The organism is Rhizobium sp. WYJ-E13, from assembly GCF_018987265.1.
In the GTDB taxonomy this organism is placed as follows: domain Bacteria; phylum Pseudomonadota; class Alphaproteobacteria; order Rhizobiales; family Rhizobiaceae; genus Rhizobium.
This window is the reverse complement of record NZ_CP076853.1, coordinates 916,848-932,758: the sequence shown is the minus strand read 5'-3', so window position 1 is coordinate 932,758 and position 15,911 is coordinate 916,848. Positions and strand designations below refer to the sequence as shown.

Annotated in this window: 17 protein-coding genes and 1 pseudogene; 12 read left to right on the top strand and 6 right to left on the bottom strand. The window is 60.3% G+C overall.

The genetic code is table 11. The features are described 5' to 3' along the window. Positions 1 to 54: 54 nt before the first annotated feature. On the bottom strand, positions 55 to 687 hold the full coding sequence (locus KQ933_RS04650) for an outer membrane protein (RefSeq protein WP_183730567.1): 633 nt from the start codon (positions 685 to 687) through the stop codon (positions 55 to 57). A 363-nt stretch (positions 688 to 1,050) separates the two neighbouring features. On the opposite strand from KQ933_RS04650, the gene KQ933_RS04645 reads away from it, so the two are divergent. The 5 genes from KQ933_RS04645 (at position 1,051) to KQ933_RS04625 (ending at position 5,305) form a co-directional block, all read left to right on the top strand. Further along, a complete protein-coding gene (locus tag KQ933_RS04645; protein ID WP_216757602.1) occupies positions 1,051 to 1,818 on the top strand; it encodes an SDR family oxidoreductase in 768 nt (255 codons plus the stop codon). Beyond that, positions 1,815 to 3,857, top strand: coding sequence for an excinuclease ABC subunit UvrC (gene uvrC / locus KQ933_RS04640; RefSeq protein WP_216757601.1), 2,043 nt, complete (start codon positions 1,815 to 1,817; stop codon positions 3,855 to 3,857). The genes KQ933_RS04645 and uvrC overlap by 4 nt, the downstream gene beginning before the upstream one ends. Before the next feature lie 110 nt (positions 3,858 to 3,967). Further along, on the top strand, positions 3,968 to 4,558 hold the full coding sequence (gene pgsA / locus KQ933_RS04635) for a CDP-diacylglycerol--glycerol-3-phosphate 3-phosphatidyltransferase (protein ID WP_216757600.1): 591 nt from the start codon (positions 3,968 to 3,970) through the stop codon (positions 4,556 to 4,558). Further along, on the top strand, positions 4,555 to 4,809 hold the full coding sequence (gene moaD / locus KQ933_RS04630) for a molybdopterin converting factor subunit 1 (RefSeq protein WP_113427482.1): 255 nt from the start codon (positions 4,555 to 4,557) through the stop codon (positions 4,807 to 4,809). The genes pgsA and moaD overlap by 4 nt, the downstream gene beginning before the upstream one ends. 34 nt (positions 4,810 to 4,843) lie before the next feature. Continuing rightward, a complete protein-coding gene (locus KQ933_RS04625) occupies positions 4,844 to 5,305 on the top strand; it encodes a molybdenum cofactor biosynthesis protein MoaE (protein WP_216757599.1) in 462 nt (153 codons plus the stop codon). On the opposite strand, the gene KQ933_RS04620 is transcribed toward KQ933_RS04625, so the two are convergent. Then, complete coding sequence (locus tag KQ933_RS04620) at positions 5,306 to 6,202, bottom strand: branched-chain amino acid ABC transporter permease (RefSeq protein WP_216757598.1); 897 nt, start codon at positions 6,200 to 6,202, stop codon at positions 5,306 to 5,308. 67 nt (positions 6,203 to 6,269) lie between these two features. Between KQ933_RS04620 and KQ933_RS04615 the strand changes: the two genes are divergently transcribed. Both KQ933_RS04615 and KQ933_RS04610 read left to right on the top strand, forming a co-directional pair. Next, a complete protein-coding gene (locus tag KQ933_RS04615; RefSeq protein ID WP_216757597.1) occupies positions 6,270 to 6,818 on the top strand; it encodes a CGNR zinc finger domain-containing protein in 549 nt (182 codons plus the stop codon). Then, complete coding sequence (locus KQ933_RS04610) at positions 6,815 to 7,321, top strand: hypothetical protein (protein WP_216757596.1); 507 nt, start codon at positions 6,815 to 6,817, stop codon at positions 7,319 to 7,321. The genes KQ933_RS04615 and KQ933_RS04610 overlap by 4 nt, the downstream gene beginning before the upstream one ends. A 71-nt stretch (positions 7,322 to 7,392) precedes the next feature. Here the strand turns inward: KQ933_RS04610 and ndk are convergent, their stop codons facing one another. Both ndk and KQ933_RS04600 read right to left on the bottom strand, forming a co-directional pair. Beyond that, the gene (gene ndk, locus KQ933_RS04605) at positions 7,393 to 7,815 is read right to left on the bottom strand and encodes a nucleoside-diphosphate kinase (RefSeq protein ID WP_183730591.1); all 423 of its coding nucleotides are present in this window, start codon (positions 7,813 to 7,815) and stop codon (positions 7,393 to 7,395) included. 82 nt (positions 7,816 to 7,897) lie between these two features. Beyond that, positions 7,898 to 8,587: a glutathione S-transferase family protein gene (locus KQ933_RS04600; RefSeq protein WP_216757595.1), complete on the bottom strand. Its 690-nt coding sequence runs from the start codon at positions 8,585 to 8,587 to the stop codon at positions 7,898 to 7,900. A 264-nt stretch (positions 8,588 to 8,851) separates the two neighbouring features. Between KQ933_RS04600 and KQ933_RS04595 the strand changes: the two genes are divergently transcribed. The 5 genes and pseudogenes from KQ933_RS04595 to KQ933_RS04580 all read left to right on the top strand — a co-directional run bounded on the left by KQ933_RS04595 (position 8,852) and on the right by KQ933_RS04580 (position 13,725). Next, positions 8,852 to 9,901 carry a diguanylate cyclase gene (locus tag KQ933_RS04595; RefSeq protein ID WP_216757594.1) on the top strand — a complete coding sequence of 350 codons (1,050 nt, stop codon included), beginning with the start codon at positions 8,852 to 8,854 and terminating at the stop codon, positions 9,899 to 9,901. A 91-nt stretch (positions 9,902 to 9,992) separates the two neighbouring features. Then, the gene (locus KQ933_RS04590) at positions 9,993 to 11,879 is read left to right on the top strand and encodes an ABC-F family ATP-binding cassette domain-containing protein (RefSeq protein WP_216757593.1); all 1,887 of its coding nucleotides are present in this window, start codon (positions 9,993 to 9,995) and stop codon (positions 11,877 to 11,879) included. An 84-nt stretch (positions 11,880 to 11,963) separates the two neighbouring features. Further along, positions 11,964 to 12,083: pseudogene (locus KQ933_RS33790) on the top strand (polysaccharide deacetylase family protein); the annotation flags it as partial. 89 nt (positions 12,084 to 12,172) lie between these two features. Beyond that, a complete protein-coding gene (locus tag KQ933_RS04585; RefSeq protein ID WP_216757592.1) occupies positions 12,173 to 13,099 on the top strand; it encodes a Gfo/Idh/MocA family protein in 927 nt (308 codons plus the stop codon). A gap of 74 nt (positions 13,100 to 13,173) precedes the next feature. Next, positions 13,174 to 13,725 carry a GrpB family protein gene (locus KQ933_RS04580; protein ID WP_216757591.1) on the top strand — a complete coding sequence of 184 codons (552 nt, stop codon included), beginning with the start codon at positions 13,174 to 13,176 and terminating at the stop codon, positions 13,723 to 13,725. Positions 13,726 to 13,835: 110 nt separating this feature from the next. On the opposite strand, the gene KQ933_RS04575 is transcribed toward KQ933_RS04580, so the two are convergent. Both KQ933_RS04575 and KQ933_RS04570 read right to left on the bottom strand, forming a co-directional pair. Continuing rightward, positions 13,836 to 14,285 carry a DNA polymerase III subunit chi gene (locus tag KQ933_RS04575; RefSeq protein ID WP_216757590.1) on the bottom strand — a complete coding sequence of 150 codons (450 nt, stop codon included), beginning with the start codon at positions 14,283 to 14,285 and terminating at the stop codon, positions 13,836 to 13,838. After that, on the bottom strand, positions 14,282 to 15,775 hold the full coding sequence (locus KQ933_RS04570; protein WP_216757589.1) for a leucyl aminopeptidase: 1,494 nt from the start codon (positions 15,773 to 15,775) through the stop codon (positions 14,282 to 14,284). The genes KQ933_RS04575 and KQ933_RS04570 overlap by 4 nt, the downstream gene beginning before the upstream one ends. Positions 15,776 to 15,911: the final 136 nt, after the last annotated feature.

Sequence of the window (15,911 nt, the reverse complement as noted above, 5' to 3'; positions counted from 1 at the left end):
CAACAAAAAGCCGGGCACGAGGCCCGGCTTTTATCATGTCAGATACAATTCTTATCAGAACTTGACGCCGATACCGACCTTGACGCTGTTTTCGTCGAAGCCGCGCGAAACGCTGCCGGAGTCGAGATTGTAGTCCTTGTCCTGGTAGTCGGTGTAGCGGTATTCGAGGCGCGTCGTGATGTTGTTGGTCACGAAGGCTTCGACACCGGCGCCAACCGTGTAGCCGTAGGCGGTCTTGCTGTCGGAAGACGTGCCGTCGGAAACCTTGGTGTTGGCGAGTGCCAGACCTGCCGTACCATAGAGCAGGAAGGGGTTCAGGTCGTAACCGACGCGGCCACGGACGGAGCCGTTCCAGCCGGTCTTGTTCTTGATGCCGTCCTGGGTGACGTCCGCATCGCCGTAGCCGAGATCGGCTTCAGCGCCGTAAACGATCTGGCCCTGCTGGAAGTTGTAACCGGTGAAGAGCTGACCGCCCCAATCATAGGTGTCGCGATCGGAACCAAAGCTGCCCATATTGTAGGTCGCTGCGCCACCGAGGTAGAAGCCCTGCCAGTTGTTGACCGGAGCCGGGGTTTCCTCAGCGACCGGGGCCTGCGGAACCTGATCCACGGCATCAGCTGCGTGGGCTACCGAGAAACCGCCAACGGCGAGAGCGGAAGCCATGAGGCCAGCAAAGAGTATACGCATACTTTTCTCCTTTCAGTCCCGCGCGCCCGTCAACTCAAATTCGGCGAAGCATTCACGGGGGATTATTAAATGTCCCTTCCGGTTCGAGAGTGAAATTGGAATGCAAATGCGGATTTGAAAGAGCCAAATTGTGATATCATTGTGGCTGCGCGACGGCAGAAATTCGATGTTGCTTGGTTGCAACATACCGTTTATTAAGGATAATAATCAGTTAAACTTACAATACCTGTTTTAATAAATCGCGACTGCAAATAATACATAGAATATCCGCACGGCACAGGCAATGATTTCGGCCTATTTATATAATTAGAGCCTGCCCTTATATAGTCAGCAAACGGACTCGCAGGATCAGAAGGCTATCTCTTGACCCAGAAAAGACTTCGCGCGGCGCTCGTGACGGGTGCCGCCAAAAGAATAGGCCGGGCAATCGCCGAAGACCTTGTTGCTGATGGATTTTCGGTCGCAATTCACGCCAACGGCTCGCTCGCCGAGGCCGAAGATTTTGTGGCGGAATTGCGGCAGAAAGGGCATCGGGCGGTTGCGATCAAGGCCGATCTCGCCAAAATCGATGAGGCCGGCGGGCTTGTCGGGAAGGCGTGCGAGGCGCTCGGCCCGATCGATCTTCTCGTCAACAACGCGTCGATTTTTCTCGAGGATTCGCTTCGCAAATTCGATGCCCAGGTGTGGGACGAGCATTTCGCCATCCATGTTCGCGCGCCGTCAATCCTTGCTGCCAAATTCGCCGAACAACTGCCGGAGGCGCATGAGGGGCTGATCGTCAACGTCATCGACCAGCGTGTCTGGGCGCTGCGGCCGAGCTTCTACTCCTATACTCTGTCGAAATCGGCGCTGTGGACGGCGACGCAGACCATGGCGCAGGCGCTGGCGCCGCGCATCCGCGTCAATGCAATCGGCCCCGGCCCTTCGATGCCGAGCGAACGGCAATTGCAGGAGGACTTCCAAGCGCAGGTTTCAGCCCTTATCTTGAAGCGAGGACCTGAGCTCAAAGAATTCGGTCGAACGATTCGTTTTCTGTTCGAGACTCCTTCGATTACGGGTCAGATGATTGCACTCGACGGCGGCCAGCATCTCGCGTGGCAGACGCCGGATGTGCTGGAGATCAAGGAATGAATGCCAAGAAGCTGCCCGATGGCGGTGTTCTTTATGATGAGACCGACGAAAACGACGACGATATCATCGAGGTGGAAGGTGATGCCTCTGCCTCGCCGATTTCTGCAGCGGTCGACTGGAATGCCGGCAGCGTCAACGAAACAGGCCTTGTTGGCGCCGATCTGATCGCCGAATTCGTCAAGCGCCTGCCGAACAGTCCCGGCGTCTACCGCATGTTCAACGAGGCGGGCGACGTGCTCTATGTCGGTAAGGCCCGCAGCCTGAAGAAGCGCGTCGGCAATTACGCGGTTGGTCGTGTGCACTCCAACCGCATCGCCCAGATGGTGCGCCAGACAGCCAATATGGAATTCGTCACGACGCGGACGGAAACCGAGGCGCTGCTGCTGGAAGCGAATCTGATCAAGCGCTTGCGGCCGCGCTTTAACGTGCTGCTGCGCGACGACAAGTCGTTTCCCTATATCCTGATAACAGGCGATCATCGCGCGCCTGCCATCTTCAAGCATCGCGGCGCCCGCGCGCGCAAGGGCGACTATTTCGGCCCCTTCGCGTCTGCCGGTGCGGTCGGCCGCACGATCAACTCGCTGCAGCGCGCCTTCCTGATCCGCACCTGCACCGACAGCGTTTTCGAGACGCGCACCCGGCCCTGCCTGCTCTATCAGATCAAGCGCTGTTCCGGGCCGTGCACGCATGAAGTCAGCGATGAGGGCTATGCGGAACTGGTTCGCGAAGCCAAGGATTTCCTGTCGGGCAAGAGCCAGAATGTGAAAGAGCATATGGCGGAAGCGATGAATGCTGCCGCCGAGGACCTCGATTTCGAGCGGGCGGCCATTTATCGCGACCGCCTTGCCGCACTTTCGCATGTGCAGAGCCATCAGGGCATCAATCCGGCCGGCGTCGAGGAAGCCGATGTCTTCGCTATCCATCACGAAGGCGGGATTTCCTGTATCCAGGTCTTCTTCTTCCGCACCGGGCAGAACTGGGGCAACCGCGCCTATTTCCCGAAAGCCGATCCGCAACTGTCAGGCGCCGAGGTGCTGAATGCGTTCCTCGCTCAGTTCTATGACGACAAGCCGGTGCCGCGGCAGATCATGCTGTCGGAAACGGTGGAGGAGTTGGAACTGCTGGCCGCAGCACTCAGCGAAAAGGCCGGGCACAAGGTTTCGATCCTCGTTCCGCAGCGCGGTGAAAAGCGCGATCTCGTAGAGCATGTCATCGCCAATGCCCGCGAGGCGCATGGCCGCAAGCTTGCCGAGACGGCATCGCAGTCACGGCTGCTGGAAGGTTTCAAGGAGACGTTCGGCCTGCCCTATGTGCCGCAGCGTGTCGAGATCTACGACAACTCGCATATCATGGGCACAAATGCGGTCGGCGGCATGGTGGTCGCAGGGCCGGAAGGCTTCGTGAAGAACCAGTATCGCAAGTTCAACATCAAATCGACCGAGATCACCCCCGGCGACGACTTCGGCATGATGCGCGAGGTGATGACGCGGCGTTTCTCGCGCCTGCTCAAGGAAGAAGGCATTCCTGATCGCAGCGCGCAGGTCTCTGCCGCAGATGCGGCCGACATGCCCTTCCCCGCCTGGCCCGACGTGATCCTCATCGATGGCGGCCAGGGGCAGATGACGGCGGTGCGCGCGATCCTGGAAGAACTCGGCATTACCGACAGCGTGATCGCCATCGGCGTTGCCAAGGGTGTGGACCGCGAGGCAGGGCGCGAGCGTTTCTTTGCGCCGGGCAAGGGAGGCTTCACACTGCCGCCGCGCGATCCGGTTCTCTATTTCATCCAGCGCATGCGCGACGAGGCGCACCGTTTTGCGATCGGCTCCCACCGCGCGCGGCGCAAGAAGGAGATGGTCAAGAACCCGCTCGACGAGATCGGCGGCATCGGCCCATCCCGCAAGCGGGCGCTGCTGCAGCATTTCGGCACGGCAAAAGCGGTGTCGCGCGCCGCCCTTTCCGATCTCATGGCCGTGGAGGGGATTTCCGAGACCGTCGCCAAGCAGGTCTACAATCATTTTCACGACGACGCCGCGAAATAAGCGGCGCCGGTCGCAAATTCCACGCAAAGGCAGCGAAAAAGCAGAAAGAATGTTGACGGTCGAGGTCCAAAGCCGTCATCTACCGCCGCATCATCACAGAGAACCGCTCCATGGCATCGCGTGCGTATAACATCCCCAATCTCCTGACCTACGGCCGCATCCTGGCTGTGCCGCTGATCGTTCTCTGCTTCTTCATCGAAGGCAAGCTGTCGATCAGCAACACTGCGCGTTGGGTGGCGCTGTGGATCTTCGTCATCGCCTCGCTCACGGATTTCCTCGACGGTTATCTCGCGCGCATCTGGAACCAGACGTCAAATATCGGCCGCATGCTCGACCCGATCGCCGATAAGCTGTTGGTCGCCTCGATCCTTCTTCTGGTCGCGGCCGACCAGACCATCGCCGGCTGGTCGATCTGGGCGGCGATCACCATTCTCTGCCGCGAGATCCTGGTTTCGGGCCTGCGGGAATATCTGGCGGCGCTGAAGGTCAGTGTGCCGGTGACGCGCATCGCCAAGTGGAAGACGACACTGCAGCTTGTCGCCATTGCCTTCCTGTTGGCCGGCCCCGCTGGCGACGAGATTTTCCCCTATACGACGCAGACAGGCATCGCGCTTCTGTGGATCGCTGCGCTGCTGACGATCTATACGGGCTACGACTATTTCCGCGCCGGGCTGAAACATATCGTGGATGACGAAGAATGACACGGCTTGTCTATTTCGCCTGGGTGCGCGAACGCATCGGCAAGGGAGAAGAGGAAATCGAGCTCCCCGCCTCCGTCGTCAGCGTTGCCGATCTTCTGAATCATTTGAAGGGCCTGGGCGAGGAATATGAGATGGCTCTTCAATATCCCGATGTGATCCGAGTGGCGATCGATCAGGAGCATGTGGAGCATGACGAGCCGATAACAGGCGCCAAGGAAATCGGCATTTTCCCACCGATGACGGGTGGCTAAGAACGGCAAATCCCGCCGGGCGGAGGAGCCTGCTGTGACCATTACCCCCACCATCCGCGTCCAGCGCGAGGATTTCGACCTGCAGGCGGAGGTCGACCGGCTGTCCAAAGGCAAGCCTGGCATCGGCGCGGTCGTTACCTTTTCCGGCCTCTGCCGTGACGAAGGCGGCACGCTATCGGCGCTGGAGCTCGAACATTATCCCGGCATGGCGGAAGCGGAGATGACCCGCATCGGCGAACTCGCGATCGCGCGTTTCGGGCTCGACGGCCTGACGGCCATTCACCGTTTTGGAAAGATTGCAGCCGGGGAGAATATCGTGCTGGTCGTCGCCGCGGCTGCGCACCGGCAGGCGGCCTTCGACGGCGCAAACTTCGTCATGGATTTCCTGAAGACCTCGGCTCCCTTCTGGAAGAAGGAACATGGCAAGGATGGAAATACGGGCGACTGGATCGCAGCAAAGGACGCCGACGACACGGCGCGCGACCGCTGGAAATAGTCAGAGCACGACGCGCTCGCGGCGACTCAGCACCAGCAGGAAAACCAGCAGCGAGAAAATGGCGAGATCGCGCCAGATGAAGGAGCCGTAGGCGCCCCAGAACGTTTCGACAAGCGCCAGGCCGGCAGCGCCGCCCGCCGAGCGCAGCGGATCGGAATAGCCGCCGACGGCCGCAATCATCAGCACCTTCAGGCCGAACATCAGTCCCGCGCCGAAATCCATCGATCCATAGTAGAAGGTAGCAAGGATGCCGCAGCAGGTGGCGACGAGGGCCGCCGCTGCATAGGATACCAGGAAGACGCGGCGGGCGCTGGTGCCGCAGAGTTCGGCGGCGAGCGGATCGTCGATGACGGCCCGCCACAGGCGGCCCCATACTGTGCACTTCAGGATCAGTGTGCCGATCGCGATAATCGCACACATCAGGACCGTATCCAGAAGCTGGATATAAGTGAGCGTCACCCGGAAGGTGCCGTCGCTCCAGAAAGTGACAGTGTCGTTCAGGAGCGGTGGCAGCCAGATGGCGCGGGTATTGGCGGCAAGGCGTGCCGTTTCCATCAGCACGATCATCATGCCGAGTGCTGCGACCATAACCGTGTTCGGCGATTTGCTGGCGAGCGGCTGCATGATGGAACGACCGATCCAGGCCCCTGCCCCGACCGAATAGATCAGCGAGGCGCAGACGCCGATCGCTATCGCCGCAGGCAGCACCAGCCATAGCCGGTTATACGCCATGTCCGTGAAGAGCAGAAGCATCTGGCCGGCAAAGGCGATAATCGCCCCATAGGTAATGTCGGCTCGCTTGGTGACGCCGAAGGCAATCGAATAGCCGAAGGCAAGCGTAGCGTAGAGTGCCGCGAGCGGCACCGCATTCGCCAGTTGCTGCAGAAGATAGGCCATTCCCGAAACTCCGGATCGGCTCAAAATAATAACTGGTAAAATGCGGTTTACCAGTTATATTTTTCCCATGAGCTTCTCCTGGACCCCTCACCGTTTTTCCGGCGGCGCATTGGCGCTCGATGTCGCCAACAGCGTCATCCTGCGTCACGATCCTGCGCGCCGCATCGACCGATTCGAGGCCGAAGGACAAATGGAGCGCTTCCCCGATGCGGCACAGGAATTCTGCGCCGAACGGGCACTTTTCGGCGACATAGTGCCGGTCCGAGCGCAGAATAGGGCGAACTTCATCGAACTGCGGGAAGCAACGGACCGCTATTTCCGCCGGCGCGTGATCGAGGAAAACGACAACGGGCTTCTTGCCGAACTGCTGGAGGCGCTGGTGCGGACGCTCCGCGGTGCAGCAGGGAAGGGACTCGATGCGGCGACGGCCCATTCGGTTCTGCGGCTGATCGCCATGCCCGATCCGGAGCGGATGAAGATCTGCGGCAATTGCGGCTGGCTTTTCATCGACCGCAGCAAGAACAAAAGCCGAGCCTGGTGCGACATGGCCGTCTGCGGCAACCGCGCCAAGGCAAGCAGGCATTACCGGAGGAAAAAGAAGGAGGAGACGCCATGAAACGGCGTTCGATCATCACGGCCCTCGCGGCAGCGGGGCTGATGCTTTCCGCCTGCCAGCGCCAGGCCGAAACCATGCTGGAGGTGACGGGCCATCTCTTCGTCTTCAACTATCGAAACGCCAGCGCCACCTACCTGCTGACGATGAAGAAGACGGCGCCTATTCCCGACGGCTCGACCATCGTCGCGGAGTTCGATAACCCGCAGGGTGGCGCGCCACTGGTTCTGAACCAGAAGGTTTTTCCGATGGATGACAAGATTTCCGTCCAGAGCGAAAACCTGCACTGCGTGGTCAAGGACCGGCCCTATTCCGTTACGATCAAGCTCGTCGACAAGGATGGCAAGCTCTTGCAGGAACTGAAGGCGCAGTTCAAATCCGATCTCGACCAGACCGTGCTCCCGAGCAAGCCGCTGGTGCTCGGTGCCGGATACGAGAAGAACCCCGAGGTTTTCAAGCCGGATGGGACGACGGATTTTTTGAATACGGACAAGTGTCCGGCCTAACAAAAAGCCGGGACGAGCCCGGCTTTCATGAGTCAATTCAATGCATTCCCAGGGAATGCTCCGGCGCTCAATCAGCCGACGATTTCGGTGTCGGAGAACCAGTACTTGATTTCCTGGGCAGCCGTTTCCGGAGCGTCGGAACCATGAACCGAGTTTTCGCCGATCGAGAGAGCATGAACCTTGCGGATCGTGCCTTCGGCAGCGTTTGCCGGGTTGGTTGCGCCCATGATTTCGCGGTTCTTGAGGATGGCGCCTTCGCCTTCCAGAACCTGAACGACGGTCGGGCCGGAGGTCATGCCTTCAACGAGTTCGCCGAAGAACGGACGTTCCTTGTGAACAGCGTAGAAGCCTTCAGCTTCGCGCTTGCTCATCCAGACGCGCTTGGAGGCGACGACGCGCAGGCCGGCATCTTCGAGCATCTTGGTGATAGCGCCCGTCAGGTTGCGCTTCGTTGCGTCCGGCTTGATCATCGAGAAGGTGCGTTCAATCGCCATTGTCAGGTCCTCATACTCGTAAGGGAAAAGTGGGCGGTCTTTACCCGCCTCACCGCCTGAAAACAAGGGGTCTCCGGCAATTTCACGCCGCTGTCACAGTCCGGCCCCGGCTTTCATGAAGATCGAGGCAGCGTTCGAACCAGGCCATGACGGGGTCATCCGGGGCCAGCATGGCGAGGCCGGCGGCGATGCGCAGCCACTGCAGCGCACCGAAGACGACGTAATCGGCAAAGAGCGGGGTCTCACCGCCGATGAAAGGCTGAAACTTCAGCATATGGCGCATCGGCTCGAGCTTGGCGGCAAAGGCTTCTCTCTCCGCGTCGCGACCGGCGGCGAATTCCTCCAGCGGCTTGCCCAGGCGGTCTTCGCGGCTCGCCCGGAAATAGGCCTTGTCGCCCTCATCCAGGATCGAATGAATATCGAGAAGCGCAATCCGCATGATCGCCGGATGGACCACCATCTGCGAATAGCCCTCGACCATGCGCGACAGGGCCTTGCCGCCCTCACCCTTGAAGAGCGACGGACGGTCGGGATAAGCCTCTTCCAGATAAAGGGCGATATCGAAACTGTCTGATATCAGCCGGCCGTTGTCATCCAGAACGGGCACGGTCTTGGAAAAGCCGCCGCCGATATCGGCAATGCGGCCATAGGTCGTCGGAACCTCTTCGAAATCGAGGCCCTTATGGGCGAGCGCCATCACCGCCTTCCAGCAGTGCGGCGAGAAGAAGTGACGCTCGTCGGCACCACACAGGGAATAGAGAGCTCTGGTCATATCAGTCCTTTCGCAAACGCAATTGGTTCATTCCACGCCCAAAAGCCGGTGCGATCAAATCAGGAATTTTCATGGCGCCATCACCGCTGCTGTTGAAACGGATACGGCCACTCCCGATCGGGACGCAGCAAGGGTGCATTAACCGGTTTTGCGGCTTCCCGCGGGAGAAGGTTTGAAAATTCAATGTCTCTTAAAAGCTTGCCTGCATAGCGGAAGCAGAAGAGCCGATGGCCCAAGAGAACCGATGGCAATGAGGGGATCGTCATGCCGACTGCCGCAAATGCATTGAATGCGCGCGAGGCTGCCCGGCCCACGGCGGCGACCGATATCCAGAAGATCGCTCAGCACATGATGCGGCTCAATGTGGCAGGTCTGCCGCGCAACTATGAACTGTTCTACGAAGCGCTGATCGGTTTGAATGCCGGGCTGGCACAGGATATCGCGGCCCTTGGCCCGCATCCGCAGCAGGAAGCTCTGGACGAGCTCGGTCTGCGCTACCGGCTCGTCGGCCATTACGGGCTGGCTGGCGACCGTTCGCGCATCGAGGCGAGCCGCATACTCAAAGAAACGGCCGAGCGGCTCGCCGAGGGGCGCCTGCATCACCGGGCCTTCACGCGTGCCTGTGAAACCATCCTCAAATCCGTCTCGGGCCAGCAGGATCACCAGAGCCTTGCCGATTTCATGGCAGAGGTCGAATATCTCGCCTCCTCGCTTTCGGCCGTCCTTGCAGCAGAACAGACGATCGGCACCAGGCTGGAAGAGGATATCGAGCGGCTGACGGCGCTGGAGCGCGGCATTTCGGCGGTGCAGGCTGCTGCCGTCACCGACAGGATTACCGGCCTGCCGAACCGTATCGGGTTCAACCGCGCGCTCGACGACCTCTATGGTCAGGAGGACGGTGCGGCCGGCAACGCGCTGATCATGATCGATATCGATGATTTCAAGGGACTTACCGCACGCTACGGCATGCAGACCGGCAACAGGCTTCTGAAGAAGCTCGCCGGCCTCTTCCGCAAGACCGTGAAGAAGAACGATTTCATTGCGCGCCTGGAGGCCGACGAATTCGCCTTCCTCTTTGCCAATGTCGGCATGCAGGATGCGCTGGCGATCGCAGAGCGGCTGCGCGGCTCCGTCGAGGACAATCTCGTTTTTGCGGCATCCGACACGTCGGAGGCGAGCTGCCTGACGATATCGGTCGGTGTGGCGCTGAGCGGCGATGCGGCAACGCCGGGCCAGCTTCAGGCCAATGCCCGCGTGGCGCTGCTGGCCGCCCAGTCCAACCCACGCCAGCCGGTGCAGGCCTTCGGGCGCTGACACGCCAAACATGAGCAATTGACGACAGAGAACGGCGAAGCGCCGCTGACCCATCTTGCCTTGGCGGCGGCTTTCGGCCAAAACCGCGCGCATGATCACGATTTCAGACATCTCCGCCCGCATCGCCGGCCGCCTGCTCCTCGACCATGCCAGCGTATCGTTGCCTTCAGGCACGAAAGCCGGGCTCGTGGGACGTAACGGCGCCGGCAAGTCCACCCTCTTCCGTGTCATAACAGGCGATCTGGGAGCGGAAAGCGGGACGATATCGATCCCCAAGAATGCGCGCATGGGCCAGGTGAAGCAGGAAGCGCCAGGTACCGAGGAATCGCTGATCAATATCTTACTGTCCGCCGACAAGGAGCGCGCGGCACTGCTTGCCGAGGCGGAGACGGCGACCGATCCGCACCGTATCGCCGAAATCCAGATGCGCCTCGTCGATATCGACGCGCATTCGGCGGAAGCGCGCGCCGCCAGCATCCTCTCAGGCCTCGGCTTCGATCAGGAAGCGCAGGCAAGGCCCGCCTCCTCCTTCTCGGGCGGCTGGCGGATGCGCGTGGCGCTCGCCTCGGTGCTCTTTACCGAGCCGGACCTGCTGCTGCTCGACGAACCGACCAACTATCTCGACCTCGAAGGCACGATGTGGCTGGAGGATTATATCCGCCGCTATCCGCACACGGTCATCATCATCAGCCACGACCGCGATCTGCTCAACAACGCGGTCAATTCCATCGTGCATCTCGACCAGAAGAAGCTCACCTTCTATCGCGGCAACTACGACCAGTTCGAGCGGCAGAAGGCGGAAGCCGACGAGCTACAGATGAAGGCCAAGGCGAAGAACGATGCGGCGCGCAAGCACCTGCAGAGCTTCATCGACCGCTTCAAGGCCAAGGCCTCCAAAGCGAAGCAGGCCCAGTCGCGCGTCAAGGCGCTGGAGCGCATGGGCACGGTGGCCGCCGTGATCGAGGATCACGTCCAGCCGATCACCTTCCCCGAGCCCGAGAAGCAGCCGGCCTCCCCGATCGTCGCGATCAGCGGCGGCGCTGTCGGCTACGAGCCGGGCAAGCCGATCCTCAAAGGGCTCAATCTGCGCATCGACAATGACGATCGCATCGCCCTGCTCGGCTCGAACGGCAACGGTAAATCGACCTTTGCCAAATTCATCTCCGGCCGCCTGGCGCCGGAGAGTGGCGAAGTGCGTCTGGCGCCGAGCCTGAAGATTGGCTTCTTCGCGCAGCATCAACTCGAAGACCTCGTGCCGAACGAGACGCCTGTCGAGCATGTGCGACGGCTGATGCCGACCGAACCGGAGGCCAAGGTGCGCGCCCGCGTGGCGCAGATGGGCCTTGCGACCGAGAAGATGGCGACGGCGGCGAAAGATCTTTCAGGCGGTGAAAAGGCACGCCTGCTGATGGGGCTTGCCGCCTTTCATGCGCCGAACCTCTTGATCCTCGACGAGCCCACGAACCATCTCGACATCGACAGCCGCCGCGCACTGATCGAGGCGCTGAACGACTATGACGGCGCAGTCATCCTGATCTCGCACGACCGCCACCTGATCGAAGCGACCGTCGACCGCCTCTGGCTGGTCAACAACGGCACGGTGACGAGTTTCGAAGGCGATATGGAAGAGTATCGCGACCTGATCGTCGCTTCCGGGAAAAAAAAAGACGACGAAAAGCAGAAACCGCCTGAAGAACAGTCCTCGAAAGCCGACCAGCGCAAGCTGAATGCCGACAAGCGCGCCTCGCTCGCCCCTCTCAAGAAAAAGATCAATGAAATCGAATCCTTGACGGGCAAGCTGGAGAAACTGATTCAGGCTCTTGATGCAGAGCTTGCAGACCCGGCGCTCTACGAAAAAGCGCCCGCCAAGGCCGCAGAAAAAGCCAAGCAGCGCGGCGAAGCCGCCGCCAAGCTCGCTGCCGCCGAAGAGCAATGGCTGGAACTTTCCGCCGAATATGAGGAAGCGATGGCGGGCTGAGGTGCCATCGACCGTGCTTCGGACAGCCGGGCCTCTCGCACGCCCGGCTTTTTCATGCCTGAGAGACCGGATGCACGACATCCATATAAGCGCACCGCAACGATGTTGCCGACACTTCTTTCGAAACTCGAGGCGGAAGGTTACAAGGTAGTGACGCTGAAATTCAAAAAGAGCTCCACACCGGTGGAAATGGCTTTGCTCTGACAAGGGCGGCTTGCCCGCGGATCGCTTTCTGATAAAACGGCGCGCAATAAGTCATACTTTTAGCGAAACACCGAACGCGAGCCAACACCATGTCAGCCATCAATCTCGCCATCGTCGGCGTCGGCAAGATCGTCCGCGACCAGCATCTCCCCTCCATCGCCGCCAATGCTGATTTCAAGCTGGTAGCGACGGCAAGCCGCCACGGCACGGTCGACGGCGTTACCGCCTATACGTCGATCGACGACATGCTGGGCGCAGAACCATCGATCGATGCAGTTTCGCTCTGCATGCCGCCGCAATATCGTTATGAGGCCGCCTACAAGGCGCTGGTCGCCGGCAAGCATGTCTTCCTCGAAAAGCCGCCGGGCGCGACGCTGAGCGAAGTGGCTGATCTGGAAGACCTCGCGAACAAGCAGGGCGCGACACTGTTTGCGAGCTGGCATTCGCGCTATGCAGCGGCCGTCGAAGCCGCAAAGTCCTTCCTTGCCTCGACGGAGATCAAGAGCGTGCACGTGATCTGGAAGGAGGACGTGCGCCACTGGCATCCGAACCAGGAATGGATCTGGCAGGCCGGCGGCCTCGGCGTTTTCGATCCTGGCATCAATGCGCTCTCGATCGTCACTCATATCCTGCCCAAGGCAATGTTCCTCAGCGCCGGCACGCTGGAATTCCCAGAGAACCGTGACTCGCCGATCGCTGCCGACCTGCATTTCCGCAATGTCGACTATGTTCCCGTCCATGCCGAATTCGACTGGCGCCAGACGGGCAAGCAGAGCTGGGACATCATCGCGGAAACGGCTGCGGGTCAGATGGTTCTGTCGGAAGGCGGTTCGAAGCTTTCGGTCGATGGCGAGCTGAAGTTCTCCGCGCCGGAAGCCGAATATCCGGCGCTCTATCGCCGTTTTGCCGAGCTCATCAAGGCGGGCAAGTCGGATGTCGATCTGGCACCGCTGCGTCACGTCGCCGATGCCTTCATGCTCGGCAAGCGGAAATTCGTCGAGGCGTTTTACGACTGATCGGCCTTGTCGGCAGATGCCATCGCGCCTGCAAAATGCTAGGATAGCGGCGCCGATATCAAGGGGCCGTTTCCATGCAGCAGGAGCAGGATGAATCATTTGGTTTGGGCGTCCGGCATCTCGCCGTCAGGCTTGCCGACGCCAATGCCAGATGGCGGGAGGCCTATCTGCTGGAAGAGGCCAGGATTCGCGATGCGCTCGGCCCTCTGGCACTCGATATCCAGCATTTCGGCAGCACTGCCATCCCCGGCATCAAGGCGAAGCCGATCATCGACATCCTGATCGGCGTGCGCCGCCTCGAAGACGGGCTTGCCTGCATCGAACCGATGGCAAAGATCGGCTATGATTACGCCGGCGCGGACATCGTACCCGACGACCATCTCTTCGGCCGCGGCATTGCGGGCGAGACGCGCACGCATCTCGCCCATGTCGTCGAATATCAGGGCTTCAACTGGCGGCGGAACATTTTTTTCCGTGACCGGCTGCAAAACGATCCGGCACTCGCGGTGGCCTATGAGGAGCTGAAGATCGGCCTTGCGCAGAAATATGCCGAGAGCCGCGCCGCCTATACCGGAGCGAAGAAGGATTTCATCGACACCGTTCTGGCGGAAGCGGGCCTCGCCTGACGACCTAATGCGTGTCGCGAACTTTCAGATTCGCTTGCCACGCATTAGGCTTTTGCTTCTGCATGTCGTTATCGCAAAACCGCGGCACACTTTTGCGCGACATGCTCCAGTCAGGCCTTCTTCTCCCACCGCCCTTCCGGCGTCTGCTGCCAATAGGTGAGGTTATGCCCCTCGCCTTTCAGCTTCTTCCATTGGGCGCGTGCACCTTCAAGTTGCTCCTGATCGTAACCGTCGAACATGAAAACGATCCGCTCATAATCGGCGGCGGGCGGCGGCTCGGCGCCGTCGACGATGAAGCGGACGGTGGCGGCATTCGAATTGTCAGGAGAAATGGTCAGGAGAACGGGCTGATCCCCGGCGAAATCGGCCTCTTCCGTGCCATGCGGCAGGAAGCTGTCTTCCCGGTAGGTCCACAGATGCGTATCCAGCGCATCGCGTCGCGCAGCTTCCTTCATCTGGACGGCGACGCGCCAGCCGCGCTCGACACTCTTGTCAAGCAGCGGCGGAAGCGCGTCTTCCAGCTTCGATTCCGTCAGATGGTAGAAGAGGATTTCCGTCATCGTGTTTCGTAATTCACACGGACCAGTTCATCGAGCAGACGCACGCCGTAGCCGGAGCCCCAGGACTGGTTGATCTCATCCTGCACCGAGCCCATCGCCGTGCCGGCAATATCGATATGCGCCCAGGGCGTATCCTGGACGAATCGCTTCAGGAAATGCGCAGCCGTGATGGAGCCGGCAAGGCGGCCGCCGGTATTCTTCATGTCGGCGAACTTGCTGTCGATCATCTTGTCATATTCCTTGCCGAGCGGCATGCGCCACAGCTTCTCGTTGGTCACGAGACCGGCCGCGGTCAGCTGTGCCGATAGCGAATCATCGTTCGAGAAGAGCCCCGCATGGCTGTTGCCGAGCGCGACCATGATGGCACCTGTCAGCGTTGCAAGGTTGATCATGAACTGAGGCTTGAAGCGGTCGTTGCAATACCAGAGCGCATCGCAGAGCACGAGGCGGCCTTCGGCATCGGTGTTGATGATCTCGATCGTCTGGCCGGACATGGAGGTGACGATGTCGCCCGGACGCTGGGCATTGCCGTCAGGCATGTTTTCCACAAGGCCGATGATGCCCACGACATTGACCGGCGCCTTGCGGGCGGCAAGCGTGTGCATGAGGCCGGTGACGGCAGCCGCGCCGCCCATGTCGCCCTTCATGTCTTCCATATTGGCGGCCGGCTTGATCGAGATGCCGCCGGTATCGAAGACCACGCCCTTGCCGATGAAGGCGATCGGCCGGTCCTTGCTCTTGCCGCCCTTCCACTGCATGACCGCCAGGCGCGGCGGACGCACGGAACCCTGAGCAACGCCGAGCAGCGCACCCATGCCGAGACGGCGCATTTCGCGCTCGGTGAGGATTTCCACCTCGATGCCGAGCTTTTCCAACTCCTTGGCCTTGGCGGCAAATTCGACCGGGCCGAGAACATTCGGCGGTTCGTTGACGAGGTCGCGAGCAAGGTTGACGCCGGCGGCAATCGCTTCCGCATCGGCAAAGGCCTTCTTGGCGGCAGCAGCGTCCGCCGTGACGATCGTCACCTTGATCGACTTCGCCTGCTTGTCCTCATCGTCATTTTTCTTCGTCTTATAGGTATCGAAGCTGTAGGCGCGCATCAGCATGCCGAGGGCAAAATCCACTGCAGACTTGGCACTGACCTCCACACCCGGCGAATCGATGAAGATCGTCGCTTTCTCGGTGCTCTTGATCCGCGAAGCGGCGCTGCCGCCGGCCTTCAGCCAGTCGTGGACGGTGAGGTCCGAGGCCTTGCCGAGGCCGATGACGATGATCCGCTCGACCGGCGCGCCTTCCGGCGCGACGAGATCAAGAGCAGCCAACGACTTTGCAGAGAAGCGTGCAATTTTCGACGCCTTGGCGATCACCCCCGCCGGATCGGCAATATCGGCTCCAGCCGCCATATCAGCCTCTGAAGCCTTCAGAAGGATTGCGAGACCACCGCTGAGCTTTGCCGATTTTGAGAATGAAATTTCGAATTTTGCAGACATGTCTTCTCCGATGGGATTCATTAAATCCGTTCCAGGGGGATAATTTCGCGTTTGGCGGGTCTGTCAATGGCCGGCGACAGTTGTTATGTTCCGCGCGGCCGCCCGGCCAAAAGGTTTTCGTCAGTTTCGTAGATGT

Bases quoted from the DNA above. Each gene is read 5' to 3' on its own strand.
- KQ933_RS04610 (WP_216757596.1), top strand. From the start codon at position 6,815: ATGAAACGGCGTTCGATCATCACGGCCCTCGCGGCAGCGGGGCTGATG.
- uvrC (WP_216757601.1), top strand. From the start codon at position 1,815: ATGAATGCCAAGAAGCTGCCCGATGGCGGTGTTCTTTATGATGAGACC.
- KQ933_RS04580 (WP_216757591.1), top strand. From the start codon at position 13,174: ATGCAGCAGGAGCAGGATGAATCATTTGGTTTGGGCGTCCGGCATCTC.
- moaD (WP_113427482.1), top strand. From the start codon at position 4,555: ATGACACGGCTTGTCTATTTCGCCTGGGTGCGCGAACGCATCGGCAAG.
- KQ933_RS04575 (WP_216757590.1), bottom strand. From the start codon at position 14,285: ATGACGGAAATCCTCTTCTACCATCTGACGGAATCGAAGCTGGAAGAC.
- ndk (WP_183730591.1), bottom strand. From the start codon at position 7,815: ATGGCGATTGAACGCACCTTCTCGATGATCAAGCCGGACGCAACGAAG.
- KQ933_RS04590 (WP_216757593.1), top strand. From the start codon at position 9,993: ATGATCACGATTTCAGACATCTCCGCCCGCATCGCCGGCCGCCTGCTC.
- KQ933_RS04595 (WP_216757594.1), top strand. From the start codon at position 8,852: ATGCCGACTGCCGCAAATGCATTGAATGCGCGCGAGGCTGCCCGGCCC.
- KQ933_RS04585 (WP_216757592.1), top strand. From the start codon at position 12,173: ATGTCAGCCATCAATCTCGCCATCGTCGGCGTCGGCAAGATCGTCCGC.
- KQ933_RS04570 (WP_216757589.1), bottom strand. From the start codon at position 15,775: ATGTCTGCAAAATTCGAAATTTCATTCTCAAAATCGGCAAAGCTCAGC.
- KQ933_RS04620 (WP_216757598.1), bottom strand. From the start codon at position 6,202: ATGGCCTATCTTCTGCAGCAACTGGCGAATGCGGTGCCGCTCGCGGCA.
- KQ933_RS04600 (WP_216757595.1), bottom strand. From the start codon at position 8,587: ATGACCAGAGCTCTCTATTCCCTGTGTGGTGCCGACGAGCGTCACTTC.
- KQ933_RS04650 (WP_183730567.1), bottom strand. From the start codon at position 687: ATGCGTATACTCTTTGCTGGCCTCATGGCTTCCGCTCTCGCCGTTGGC.
- KQ933_RS04615 (WP_216757597.1), top strand. From the start codon at position 6,270: ATGAGCTTCTCCTGGACCCCTCACCGTTTTTCCGGCGGCGCATTGGCG.
- pgsA (WP_216757600.1), top strand. From the start codon at position 3,968: ATGGCATCGCGTGCGTATAACATCCCCAATCTCCTGACCTACGGCCGC.